11 protein-coding genes are annotated in these 12,359 nt (G+C 52.7%); 10 read left to right on the forward strand and 1 reads right to left on the reverse strand.

The features are described 5' to 3' along the window. The first annotated feature begins 2 nt into the window (after positions 1-2). The 7 genes from ACWXTG_RS02370 to ACWXTG_RS02400 all read left to right on the forward strand — a co-directional run bounded on the left by ACWXTG_RS02370 (position 3) and on the right by ACWXTG_RS02400 (position 6,966). Entirely contained in the window at positions 3-770 is a 768-nt protein-coding gene (locus tag ACWXTG_RS02370; RefSeq protein ID WP_480220555.1) for a glycosyltransferase family 2 protein, read from the forward strand. Then, entirely contained in the window at positions 770-1,720 is a 951-nt protein-coding gene (locus tag ACWXTG_RS02375; RefSeq protein WP_480220556.1) for a UDP-glucose 4-epimerase family protein, read from the forward strand. The genes ACWXTG_RS02370 and ACWXTG_RS02375 overlap by 1 nt, the downstream gene beginning before the upstream one ends. A 109-nt stretch (positions 1,721-1,829) precedes the next feature. Next, a protein-coding gene (locus tag ACWXTG_RS02380; protein ID WP_480220557.1) for an IS3 family transposase occupies positions 1,830-2,983 on the forward strand; the annotation gives its coding sequence in 2 pieces (ribosomal slippage) (positions 1,830-2,070 and positions 2,070-2,983; 1,155 coding nt in all). Further along, entirely contained in the window at positions 2,946-3,506 is a 561-nt protein-coding gene (locus ACWXTG_RS02385; RefSeq protein ID WP_480220558.1) for a sugar transferase, read from the forward strand. The genes ACWXTG_RS02380 and ACWXTG_RS02385 overlap by 38 nt, the downstream gene beginning before the upstream one ends. A 92-nt stretch (positions 3,507-3,598) precedes the next feature. After that, positions 3,599-5,512 carry a polysaccharide biosynthesis protein gene (locus ACWXTG_RS02390; RefSeq protein WP_480220559.1) on the forward strand — a complete coding sequence of 638 codons (1,914 nt, stop codon included), beginning with the start codon at positions 3,599-3,601 and terminating at the stop codon, positions 5,510-5,512. A gap of 21 nt (positions 5,513-5,533) precedes the next feature. After that, positions 5,534-6,409 (forward strand): UTP--glucose-1-phosphate uridylyltransferase GalU, encoded by an 876-nt coding sequence (galU, locus tag ACWXTG_RS02395; RefSeq protein WP_480220560.1) that lies wholly within the window; start codon positions 5,534-5,536, stop codon positions 6,407-6,409. Between the two features lie 5 nt (positions 6,410-6,414). After that, positions 6,415-6,966, forward strand: a complete 552-nt coding sequence (locus ACWXTG_RS02400) for a hypoxanthine-guanine phosphoribosyltransferase (protein ID WP_405029489.1) — start codon at positions 6,415-6,417, stop codon at positions 6,964-6,966. A 6-nt stretch (positions 6,967-6,972) separates the two neighbouring features. Here the strand turns inward: ACWXTG_RS02400 and ACWXTG_RS02405 are convergent, their stop codons facing one another. Next, complete coding sequence (locus ACWXTG_RS02405) at positions 6,973-7,365, reverse strand: response regulator transcription factor (RefSeq protein WP_480220561.1); 393 nt, start codon at positions 7,363-7,365, stop codon at positions 6,973-6,975. A 187-nt stretch (positions 7,366-7,552) separates the two neighbouring features. Between ACWXTG_RS02405 and ACWXTG_RS02410 the strand changes: the two genes are divergently transcribed. From ACWXTG_RS02410 to ACWXTG_RS02420, 3 genes are all read left to right on the forward strand, one after another. Then, complete coding sequence (locus ACWXTG_RS02410) at positions 7,553-8,170, forward strand: response regulator (RefSeq protein ID WP_480220562.1); 618 nt, start codon at positions 7,553-7,555, stop codon at positions 8,168-8,170. Positions 8,171-8,176: 6 nt separating this feature from the next. Beyond that, entirely contained in the window at positions 8,177-10,075 is a 1,899-nt protein-coding gene (locus ACWXTG_RS02415; protein WP_480220563.1) for a PAS domain-containing sensor histidine kinase, read from the forward strand. A gap of 308 nt (positions 10,076-10,383) precedes the next feature. Continuing rightward, positions 10,384-12,306 carry a beta strand repeat-containing protein gene (locus ACWXTG_RS02420; protein WP_480220564.1) on the forward strand — a complete coding sequence of 641 codons (1,923 nt, stop codon included), beginning with the start codon at positions 10,384-10,386 and terminating at the stop codon, positions 12,304-12,306. The last annotated feature ends 53 nt before the right edge of the window (positions 12,307-12,359 follow it).

The following is a 12,359-nucleotide window of genomic DNA, read 5'->3' on the forward strand; positions in this document are numbered from 1 at the left end:
CATTGAAAATTTCTATTATCACCGTTTGCTATAACAGTGCTGCAACCATTGCGGATACGATTGGTTCAGTGGCGTCGCAGCAATATAACGAGCGTGAGCATATTATTGTAGATGGTGCCTCTCAGGATAGCACCATGGAGATTGTAAAAAATGCTTCCAGTGTTGCGCAGTATGTCTCGGAGCCGGATCAAGGTATTTATGATGCGATGAACAAGGGGCTGAAGCTGGCGACAGGTGATGTGATTGGGCTGCTGAATGCGGATGATTTCTATGCCGATGATACGGTGCTAGATCAGGTGGCCAAGGTTTTCAAGGATCCGGATGTGCAAGCCTGTTATGCCGATCTTTTATATGTAGATCAATCTGATACGTCGCGCGTGATTAGGTACTGGAAATCTAGAGATTTTGAACCGGGTCTTTTCAAGCGGGGCTGGATGCCAGCTCATCCCACTTTTTTTGTGAGGCGCAGCGTCTATGAATCATTGGGAGGGTTTGACCTTCGCTTCCCACGACAGGCGGATTTTGAGCTCACGATGCGGTTTCTTGAAGTTCACGGTATCCGGTCAGTTTATGTCCCGCGTATCTGGATCAGAATGCGCGTGGGTGGCACTTCCAATAACAGCATCCGTGGCGTGATCAAGGGCAATCTGGAAGCGTATCGCGCATGTAAGCTGCATGGCTTGAATGTGGGGCCGCTGTTTATTCCGAGTAAGGTCTTGTCTCGCTTACCACAATTTTTCACTAAACCTCATATAGATAATACGAATTAATGCGTATTTTGATTACAGGGGCAAGTGGATTTGTTGGTCGAGCATTGTGTACTGCTCTGGCAGATTCTGCTCATAAAGTGGTCGCTTGTGCCAGAAGCAAGCTGTTTCAAGAAGTTGCCAAGCATGAGTATATTTTAGTACCAGTCGTTGATGGTCATACTGATTGGCAAATGTACTTGGCTGAGATGGATGTTGTTGTCCATCTTGCTGCCCGAGTTCATGTCATGCGTGAACCGCTTGCCAATCCTTTGGATGCATATCGGGAAACGAATGTTGAAGGGACAATGAACCTTGCTCGCCAAGCTGCAAAAGCGGGGATAAAGCGGTTTATTTTTATAAGCTCCATCAAGGTCAATGGCGAACAGACCCTACCTGGAAAGCCTTTTACCGCGAATGATGTCGCTACCCCTGCAGATGTATATGGCATTTCAAAGTTCGAGGCGGAGCAAGGTTTGTTGGCTTTGACGAGGGAAACTGGGATGGAGGTTGTGATCATTCGGCCTCCGCTGGTCTATGGACCTGGGGTGAAAGGTAATTTTGCCAATATGATGAATTTGATGCGGAGATCATTGCCTCTGCCTTTCGGCGCCATCCATAATCAGCGTTCCTTGGTGGCGATTGATAATTTGGTGAGCCTGATCATTACATGCATTGATCATCCAGCTGCCGCTAACCAGGTTTTCCTGGTTAGCGACGGCGAGGATGTATCCACTTCCGATTTGCTGCGTCGTTTGGCCAAGGCTGCTGGCGTTTCTTCCCGGTTAATTCCGATTCCAGCCGGTGTGTTAAACACGGGTTTGACCATGCTGGGTAAAAGGATGGTTGCCCAGCGGCTTTTAGGTTCTTTGCAGGTCGATATTTCCAAGACTCAGGAAATGTTGGGATGGGCGCCGCCTGTTACGGTGGATGAAGGTCTGCGACGTTGCTTTGGTTCAGAAAGTCAATCTTGATTCGGTTTTTTGATGTTGTATTCTCACTCTTGGGCTTGGTTCTCGGTGAATCGCCCCCACTTTCCTAGACAGCTCAAGAGCCTCAAACTATGGAAGTTGAGGAGACATCATGAGCAAGCAACAACGTTACACCGAAGAATTCAAACAGGCCGCCGTCAAGCAAGTCACTGAACGTCAGTTTTCAGTAGCAGAAGTCGCGGAGCGGTTGGGCGTTTCAAGCCATAGCATTTATGCTTGGATCAAACGATTCAACACGCCTGAAGACGAACTACAGCACGTCTCCAATCAGCAAGCAGAAATCCGTCGCCTTCAGGCTGAGCTGCGCCGCGTCACTGATGAGCGAGATATCCTAAAAAAGGCCGCCGCGTACTTTGCCAAGCTGTCCGGGTAAAGTACGCATTTATTCAAGAGCACGCCTGCTCTCACCCTATCCGACGTCTCTGTCGCATGATGAGTGTGCATCCCAGCGGTTATTACGCATGGCAACAGACACCACAGTCTGCAAGAGCGCAAGAAGACCAGCGCTTGCTAGGCCATATCAAGCAATCCTGGCTGGAGAGTGGTGGGGTTTATGGCTATCGCAAGATCAAAGATGATCTTCGAGCTTTAGGGGAGACCTGTGGCAAGCACCGTGTTGCGCGATTGATGCGTCAAGAAGGGTTACGTTCTCAAACTGGCTACCGGCGTCGCCCTGGTCAGCTTGGCGGACGGCCCGCTGTGGTCGCGCCTAATCATCTGGAGCGCCAATTCGACGTGAACACTCCCAACACAGTATGGGTGACGGATATTACCTATATTCGAACCCATGAAGGATGGTTATATTTGGCTGCCGTGCTGGATCTCTTCTCACGCCAAGTCGTCGGGTGGTCAATGGCACCTAGGATGGATCGTGACTTGGCGATCAGCGCATTGCTGATGGCGGTATGGAGGCGGAGACCAGATGGAGAGGTGCTAGTCCACTCAGATCAAGGTAGTCAGTTCAGCAGCTATGATTGGCAGGCTTTTTTAAAAGCGCACCGTCTCAAACCTAGCATGAGTAGACGAGGCAATTGCCACGACAACGCTGTCGCAGAAAGCTTTTTCCAATTGCTGAAGCGGGAAAGGATACGGCGGAAGATTTACGAGCATCGAGAAGCTGCCCGCCAGGATATATTTGATTACATCGAAATGTTTTACAACCCTAGGCGTCGACACAGTTTCAATAATGGCCTATCGCCAGTAGAGTATGAAAAGCGTTATTTCGAGGGGCTGGCGACTGTCTAGGATAGTAGGGGCGATTCACGGCTTACCATTACTGCTGATTATCTATGTGTTAGGGTTGTGGGATACAGGGGCACCTTTATTTCGCCAGGTGCGTGTCGGACGCTACCAGCAACCTTTCACCTTGGTGAAGTTTCGCACCATGCAGGTGGATACGGCTTCAGTTGCAAGCCATTTGGCTTCAGCTTCATCAATTACAAAGCTGGGAAGTTTTTTGCGCAAGACCAAGTTGGATGAGTTGCCGCAGTTATGGAATGTACTGAAAGGGGAAATGAGCCTTGTCGGGCCTCGGCCTAATTTGTTCAATCAAGAGGAGTTGATTGCCGAACGGGCAAAGCGAGGTGTCTATGATGCGCGCCCTGGCATTACGGGAATTGCGCAAGTGAATGATATCGATATGTCCGTTCCTAAGCTGTTGGCTGAAACCGATGCGCGAATGTTGCGCGATATGCGGATATCGCTTTATTTTAAATTGATATTCCAAACGTTGTTGGGTAAAGGCAGCGGTGATCGTGTCGTGCGTTAAGTAATTCAGGGCATGTGTTAATTGTTGTGAATCATGGGTTATTGGGAAACGGTTTTTAGTAGAATGCATTTATTTCATTTTGGGTTTGATGCGTGTTGAACATCCATCCAACATTTAAGTGGTCTAATTATATTAGCTTGAATAACCCACGGTCTTTAAGCGCGTGGCTTCATGATATTGTTGTTGCGGTGTTGGCATGGTGGGTGGCTTTTCTTTTCCGCTTTAATTTCGACATTCCGAGCAGTTTCACGCAAAGCATGCTGGAAAATGCTGCTTGGGTGATCCCCTTGCAGGCGCTCGTATTCTTGTTTTCGGGTCTTTATCGCGGGGTTTGGCGCTTTGCCAGCCTTCCAGATTTACAGCGCTTGATTCGCGCGATTGCCATTAGTGCCGCTGCTGTCGTTGCCATCTTGTTCATGTTCAAACCGGATGGCGTTGTCCCAAGATCGGTATTGCTCATGGATCCGATGTTGTTATTGCTATTCATGGGAGGCAGCCGTTTTGCCTACCGCGCCTGGAAAGAGCATCGTTTGTACGGTTCGGCGCAGCTGGCTGGAAAACCCGTACTGGTGCTCGGGGCAGGAGAGGCGGCGATTGCCTTGTTGAAAGACCTTTCCAAAAGCCGTGAATGGCATGTCGTCGGGTTGCTGGATGACAAGAAAACCATGCTTGGGCGGGAGCTGCTGGGTGTTAATGTATTGGGGGAGATTGAGCAATTACCGCAGATTGCCGATGATTTGTCCGTCAGCCATGTGATTGTCGCCATGCCGTCCGCGCGCCATCAACGGCGCAGGCAAGTGGTTGAGCTAGCCAACAAGAGCGGCTTGACCGCGCTCACCGTGCCGTCTTTTGAAGACCTGATGAGCGGACGCCTGAGCATGGCTCAGCTCAGGCCGGTGGAGGTGGAGGATTTGCTAGGACGCGAGCCGGTCAGTCTTGACGGGGAAGGTTTGCAACATTTGATTGAAGGGCAGGCGGTGCTGATCAGCGGCGCCGGCGGTTCCATCGGTTCTGAGTTATGCCGCCAGGTGCTGAAATATCGCCCGGCATGCCTGGTTTGCCTGGATCAGTCGGAATATGCGCTGTATCGATTGGAGCAAGAGTTCAACAGGGTTGAGACCGCTACCAGCATCGAGTATGTGGTGGGCGATGTGAGAAATGCCCGGCGGGTAAGGCAAGTGCTTGGGCGCTACATGCCCCAGGTGGTGTTTCATGCGGCAGCGTACAAGCATGTGCCCATGATGGAGAACCGCAATGTGGCCGAGTCATTGTCAAATAATGTCAACGGTACTTACACGCTGGCCGAGGCGTGTAAAACTGCAGGGGTTGCCAAGTTTGTGCTGGTCTCGACCGATAAGGCGGTGAACCCGACAAACGTGATGGGGGCCAGCAAGCGCTTGGCGGAGATGGTATGCCAAGGCTTGCAGGAGGAGTCGGGCACGCGCTTCGTCGTGGTGCGTTTTGGCAATGTGCTGGGCAGCAGCGGTAGTGTCATCCCTAAGTTCCGGGAACAAATTGCGGCAGGCGGGCCGATTACGGTCACGCATCCCGAGATTACCCGTTATTTCATGTCGATTCCCGAGGCGTGCCAGTTGGTGATGCAGGCCGGCATGATGGGAAGCGGAGGGGAGATATTCGTGTTGGACATGGGAGACCCTGTCAGGATTGTGGACTTGGCGCGTGATATGATACGGCTATCCGGTCTTAATGAAGATGACATTGAGATCGTATATTCTGGGTTGCGTCCCGGCGAAAAGCTCTATGAGGAACTTTTGGCCGACGACGAACTCACTTTACCGACGCCGCACGATAAGTTGCGTATCGCTGTGGCGCGGAACGTAGATGAGGCTTGGGTGCAAGCATTGCTGAAGTGGATAGACAGGGCATCGCTCATAGATGAATCTGTCATCAAGCAAGAGCTGGGCATGTGGGTGGAGGAGTATGCGGGGGACATCCATGCTAACCCGGCGCTAGTGTTGCCATCCGAGTCTTCAACCATACATTAAATCAAGAAAGACATTGAAGAGATGACCAAAAAAATTACCAAGGCAGTATTCCCTGTAGCTGGTTTGGGTACACGTTTCTTGCCGGCAACCAAGGCAAGTCCTAAAGAGATGTTGCCCATCGTAGATAAGCCATTGATCCAGTATGCGGCAGAGGAAGCCGTGGCGGCCGGTGCGACAGAGCTGATTTTCATCATTGGGCGCAACAAGCGCTCGATTCCAGACCATTTCGATAAGTCTTTCGAGCTTGAGGCAACACTTGAGATTAGTAAGAAGCTGGATGTGCTGCACCAGATCCAGAACATTCTGCCGAAAAATGTTTCCTGCATCTATATTCGCCAGGCTGAGGCGCTTGGCCTGGGACATGCAGTACTGCTTGCCAAATCTGTCGTCGGCAATGAGCCTTTCTCGGTGATTCTGGCGGACGACTTGATCGATGCCGACAAGCCCGCAATGCAACAAATGACAGAGCTGTTTGAAAAGGAAGGCGTCAGCATCCTGGGTGTTGAAGATGTCGAGCCTAGTGAGACTGCCAGCTATGGCATTGTGGATGCGACAGAGGTGAGCGGACCCAATGTCCTGCAGTTGAATGGCATTGTGGAGAAGCCGAAACCTGAAGAGGCGCCATCCAACCTAGCCGTTGTCGGCCGTTATATCCTTACGCCTGAGATTTTTGCATGCCTGGAGAACGTCAAACCTGGCAAAGGCGGTGAAATCCAATTGACCGATGGCATAGCCGCCTTGATGGAGCAACAAAAAATACTGGCCTACCGCTTTGACGGAAAACGCTACGATTGCGGCAGCAAGCTGGGTTACGTCAAGGCCAATGTCGAATATTCCTTGAAACATGAGGAATTCGGCACAGAGTTTGCACAGTATTTGCGTGACCTGACCAAGTAGTCGTTGTGTCTGTGTTACAGGGCAATCCCGAGCTCATCTTGCAGCAGTCCATTCTGATTCATGATGAGGAACATGTAGCGCAAGCAGTGGCGAGGGTTGCGCAGGAGGTGATTGCCCTGCTGAAGGAAGAGAAGCCCCTCGTCCTGTGTGTCATGGGAGGAGGGGTCGTATTCACCGGGCAGCTATTGCCCCAGCTGACATTTCCCTTGGAATTCGGCTATGTCCAGGCGAGCCGTTATCACAACCGTACGCATGGTGATGCGCAACTGGTTTGGAAGGTAAAGCCTGGGGAGGAGGTCCGCGGCAGGACCGTTTTGGTGCTGGACGATATCCTGGATGAGGGCGTGACGCTGGCGGAAATCAAGGCGCAATGCCTGGCGCTAGGCGCCAAACGTGTTGTAGTGGCGGTGCTGGTCGAAAAGGCGCTGGGGCGGGATAAGCCGATCAAGGCGGATTTCGTCGGCCTGGAAGTCCCGGATCAGTATGTTTTTGGCTGCGGCATGGATGCTTATGGCTGGTGGCGTAACCTGCCTGCCATCTATGCCCTGCAGGATTGATCTGACTTAGTAGTGTTTGGCCGGGGCATTGCTGTTTGCGAGCAGGGATTTGACGATTTCCGCCAGCCTGATCGGGCTGAAGGGTTTGACCAGGTAGTCGTCGCAACCTGAGCGATAGCCGTCCAGCATGTCTTGTTCTTGGGCGCGGGCGGTCAGGAAAACGATTTTCGTGTTCTTGAAGTCTTTCTTTCCCTTCAATGTGTCGCATATCTGGTAGCCGTTCATGATGCCCGGCATCATGATGTCCATCAGGATCAGGTCCGGTTTCAATTGTTCTGCCAAGACCAGGCCGCTATCCCCGTTGGTCGCTTCGTAAATGGCATACTGATCGTCTCCCAGGCTGATGTGGATGAGTTTGCGCACGTCTTCTTGATCTTCAATGATGAGTATCTTACGCAATTCGCGCTCCCCTTTTTTTGTTGGTTTTATTGGCATGACACCATAATGCTATTTATGAGTGGTATTCTTATCATTTTTATCATATTGATTAAATATGTCAACGCACATGATAGGGGAGTGAATCTATCTGATTGATTTTTATTTATAACTCAGGATAATGTCTATATTACATTCCAATAATAGCGTCATGGTTAATCAAGATACTGGGAAGGAAGAGTTCATATCCACGAGGGATGCCTCCAGGGTGCTGGAGGTTTCCTTGCGCACAGTACAATTATGGGTCGAGTCGGGGGTGCTGAAGGCGTGGAAGACGGCAGGGGGGCATCGCCGGATCGCGCGCTCTTCGATTGACCATATCCTCGGCCAGCGCAAGCAGGCCATTGCACATGCGAGCGGCGCGGCCGTAGCGCCAAAAGCATTTCATATTCTTCTGGTCGAGGATGACAGCGCATTGCGCAATCTCTTTACTTATTTCTTTTCCAGTTGGAAGCACCCTGTACGCATCGATGTGGCCACAGACGGGTTCGAGGGGCTGATCAGCCTTGGGCGTGAAGTCCCGAACCTTTTGATCACCGACCTGAACATGCCCGGCATGAGCGGCTTCGAGATGTTGCGTCACCTGAAAAGCTCCAATCGGTTCAGCAAGCTGAATATCATTGCACTGACGGCATTGAACGATGACTATATCCAAGACAAGGGCGGGTTGCCTGAAGGCGTATTGTTGTTCCGCAAACCAGTCGCCCTGAGTCAACTCGAACCCATCATTGAGTCGATGATCGCCAATGCATCGGACAAGGCCAGATGAAAGCTCATGCGTCAATTTAGGCCAGCGCTACAATTACCCCGTTCAATACCAGATTTCCTGGCTGCTTTTCCCTTCCATATCATTGTCGATGAACAACTGGTTATCCAGGAGTCGGGCGATGGGCTGCAGGTTTTGGATTGCGGGCGGCTGAATGGCCGCAAGCTGCCTGACTGCTTCGAGAGCATTTCCCCGGTTGAGGAGTTTTGCCTGGCGTCGTTGCTGAACATGCGCGGGCAGGCCTGCCTTTTGCGGCATAAGGTAAGCGGATTGCTGTTAGGCGGCAAGGTGGCATTGCATCAAGAGGACTGTGTTGCCTTCCTGCTGGTGCCCTGGATCGAGGATACAGCGGATGTGAGCAAACTTCGCATCGGCCCTAGGATTTCGAGACGTGCGGGATCCCGCATCTCCAATTCATCTGTAGTCAATATGCGCAAGCTGACTGTGCAGAAAAAACAGTTGTTCCAGGCGCATGCCTTGCTGTCAATGCGGGAAACCGAATCCAGGACGCTCACCCATATCGTCTCCATGACCGACAACTCCGTGGTCATTGCCAATGCGCTGGGCTATGTGGAATGGGTGAACGATGCCTATGTGCGTCGTTCGGGATACTTGCCCGAAGAGGTGATCGGCCGGTATCTCGGGGACCTGATGGACGGAGATGAGGAAACGGTTGCGCAGATCAAGCGGCAGCTAGACGCCAAGCAAAGCTTCCAAGCCGAGCTGCTGCGGACTGCAAAAGATGGCTCAGGCTATTGGGTTGACCTTGATATCGAACCTTTGTTCGATGCCAATGGGCAGGTCTTCAACTATATTGCCGTTGCGCGCGACATTACCGAAAAGAAAGCAGCCCAGGAAACCTCCAGCCGCCTGCATGGCATCATGCAAAGCACGTTTGAACTTAGCCCGGATGGTTTCGTGACCTTCAACAAGAAAGGCATCCTGAGTTCCTTCAATCCTGCCTTCCTGAATATGACCGGCTTGAAGCCGGAGCAATTGCATGCGATTTCCCAGGATGAGTTCGTCCGGTTATTGAAATCGCTCTGCCAGGATGAGCAGAGGGCGGCATCCCAGCACTTGCCGGATGCCGTGGTGATGCGGATGACGAAACCCAAGTTGACGGTCATCAAGCATTCCGTCCGCGAAGCGCATGACCCCGATGGTTATTTTGTCGGCAGCATCCATTATTTTCGCGACATTACCCAAGAGTCGGAACTGCATCGCATGAAGGGGGAGTTCCTTTCCATGGCGGCGCATGAACTGAGAACGCCGATGTCGAGCATCCATGGCTTCACGGAACTGCTCCTGAAGCGCGAGTTCACCGCCGAGCAGCAAAAAGACATGTTGGCCACCGTGCACCGGCAATCCGTGAGGTTGACCAAGCTGATCAACGACCTGCTCGACCTTGCCAAGATCGAGGCAAGGAAGGGGATGAGTTTCGATATCAAGCCTTATCGGCTGACGGACATTGTCGATACTGCGCTCAAAGAGTTTCTCGTCAGCGGCGATGGGCGGGCGATCAGCTTCCACTTCAACAATCATGCGCTCAAAGTGTCTGCGGATTTTGACAAACTGATCCAAGCCCTGGTGAACGTGCTTTCCAATGCGCATAAATATTCCGATCCGGGCACCGAGATCCGCCTGCATATCCAGGAACAGCAGCGATATCAGCATACCTATGTCGGGATTGCGATCGAGGATCATGGGATCGGCATGAGCAAGGAGCACATGGATCATTTGTTCGAGCGTTTTTACCGCGCCGATACCTCAGGCAGCATTCCCGGCACAGGCCTGGGGCTCTGCCTGGTCAAGGAAATCATGGAGATTCATGGCGGATGGGTCGACGTTTCCTCTGTCTATGGCGAGGGTAGTGTGGTCACTTTGTGGCTGAAGAAGCTCAAAGATTAAATTAGGAGCCATCAATTGTCTTGAAGTCAATTGGCTGATTTTCCTCTACCTTTCCAATATATAAGCCATTTCCCAAGCAATTCGGAAATGGCTTTTTTATTTTCATCGCATGAATACAGGAAAATAATTGACACTTTTGATAAAAGTGATAAAAATGATAAATATGTGGCTTATATATGAAATGAACAGTCACTGGATCGACAACAAGCTACCCAACAAGTCGCTTTATGTTATTTGGGCCGCTTGGCGTTATGTATGGAAACGGAACCAAGTACTAATTGGCTCCATCAACATTGAAGGGGAATGCAATGTCCACCAAATCAAAAGTGCCGCTGAACAATGCGATCAGCATGGCCGTCATCTGCTCTTCCATCGCGTTGGTCGGCTGCGATGGCGACGGTAAAAGCAACGTCAGACCAACATCATCCAGCAATACACCTGTGGTGACGACCACCTCGAATACGCTCAATGACACGATTGATACCGTCAACAGTCTGACCAATGACGTCATCGAGCCTGTTACCACCGCTTTGCAGCCAGTGACCGATCCGCTAGGAACGGCGCTGGATCCTGTGCTGACGCCAGTGGTTTCAGCCTTGCAGCCTGTGCTGACTCCAGTCATACATACTGTCAATCCGTTAACCAGCGCGCTTGCTCCCGTCACCGATAGTTTATTGCCCGTGACCGGCGCCTTGGGAGATATTGTCGCCCCCGTTGCTACGGCGCTCGGGCCTACGTCCGAATCACTTTCCGGTGTTGTCGCACCGTTGGCAACCGCCTTGGGCCCTGTGGCGGACGGGGTGAACGGAGCACTGCTGCCGCTGACGTCGGCAACCGGCAATGCGATCACCCCGGTGCTTGGCGGCCTTGGTGCAGTGATCGAGCCGATTGCCGGCCCGTTGGCGCCAGTGATCACTACGGCTGGCGGCGTCTTGCAGCCGGTGGTTGAGCCTGTGGCAGGCGTGCTTGCTCCGGTGGTGCAGACATTGTCGCCTGTCACGGACACGCTTGCTCCTGTGGTCAATACGGTAGCGGGGGTTGCCAATCCGTTGCTGGATACTGTCGCGGGCGTCACTGCCCCTGTAGCGTCAACACTGGCTCCTACCTTGCAAACCGTGGGTAATACAGTAGGCACGCTGGCTGGCGCAACTACCGCTGTCGGTGGCACTGTGGACGGCATCGTGACGCCCTTGACCACGACAGTCGGCGGCGTGGTGGGACAGCTTGGCTCCAGCCTCGGCAGCGCTATTCCTGGCGTTGAGGGCGGCTTGTCCCCAGTAACTGATCTGCTCGGCGGCGGCAATGGCTTGCCAGGCCTGGACGGTCTGGGCAACGGCCTGATCGCGCAAGTGGCGGATACCAGCAAATATGCGGTCGATGGCGTGGCCGGCCTGGCCAAGAGTGTCGTTGGTTCTGTCGCGGGCAATGGCACCTTGGCTCCGGTCACTAATGTACTGGCTGGGGCGGGCGGTGTCCTTGATCCCCTGGTCGGCACCAATGGCGTCCTGCCTTTGACCACCGCAGGCGGCGACCAGACATTGCTCGACCCGTTGGTGGGCAAGAATGGCGTTTTGCCATTGACTAGCGGCCAAGCCGGAAATGGCCAGCCGACACTGCTTGATCCCCTGGTGGGCCAAGGCGGCGTGTTGCCGTTGGCGAGTGCGGAGGGTAATGAGACAGCGTTGGATCCATTGATCGGCCCAGCTGGCGTCTTGCCGCTCACCAGCAGTGCCGCCGGGAATGGCAATGGCGGTGTGCTGGCGCCCGTTCTGAACCTCTCGTCGGGCAACCTGGGCGGATTAGGCAACGTGCTTGCCCCGGTCACCAATGTGCTGGCCGCTGGCACTGGCAATGTGAACGGTTTGAATGGGTTGCTGGCACCTGTAACCGGCCTGCTGGGAGGAGCATTACCCAACGGCAACTTGTTGGCCCCAGTGACAAACCTGGCGGGTAACGGCACATCTCTCAATGGCGGCTTATTGACGCCTCTCACCAACGTCTTGGCATTGGGCTCTGCAGAGGGGGGAGCTCCTGCAGGTAATCTTCTGACACCAGTCACGGCATTGTTGTCAGGCAATAATGGTGGTGGTCTGCTTGTACCTGTTACCAATATTCTGAGTGGCATCACCCAGAATGGGGGGGTGGCTGCTGCAAGCTCACCTGCGGCCAATGGCGGCAATTCTGCAGGGAATGGCTTGTCCGGCCTGTTGGGCGCTCTTTTGGGGCAGTAATGCCTTGAAAGCCATAAGGTCCCGGTAGTAGTTCCTACTGCCGGGATTTTTAT

The sequence above is a fragment of the Methylobacillus sp. DLP286 genome, from assembly GCF_056636515.1.

Bases quoted from the DNA above. Each gene is read 5' to 3' on its own strand.
- ACWXTG_RS02375 (WP_480220556.1), top strand. From the start codon at position 770: ATGCGTATTTTGATTACAGGGGCAAGTGGATTTGTTGGTCGAGCATTG.
- ACWXTG_RS02385 (WP_480220558.1), top strand. From the start codon at position 2,946: ATGAAAAGCGTTATTTCGAGGGGCTGGCGACTGTCTAGGATAGTAGGG.
- galU (WP_480220560.1), top strand. From the start codon at position 5,534: ATGACCAAAAAAATTACCAAGGCAGTATTCCCTGTAGCTGGTTTGGGT.
- ACWXTG_RS02410 (WP_480220562.1), top strand. From the start codon at position 7,553: ATGGTTAATCAAGATACTGGGAAGGAAGAGTTCATATCCACGAGGGAT.
- ACWXTG_RS02415 (WP_480220563.1), top strand. From the start codon at position 8,177: ATGCGTCAATTTAGGCCAGCGCTACAATTACCCCGTTCAATACCAGAT.
- ACWXTG_RS02420 (WP_480220564.1), top strand. From the start codon at position 10,384: ATGTCCACCAAATCAAAAGTGCCGCTGAACAATGCGATCAGCATGGCC.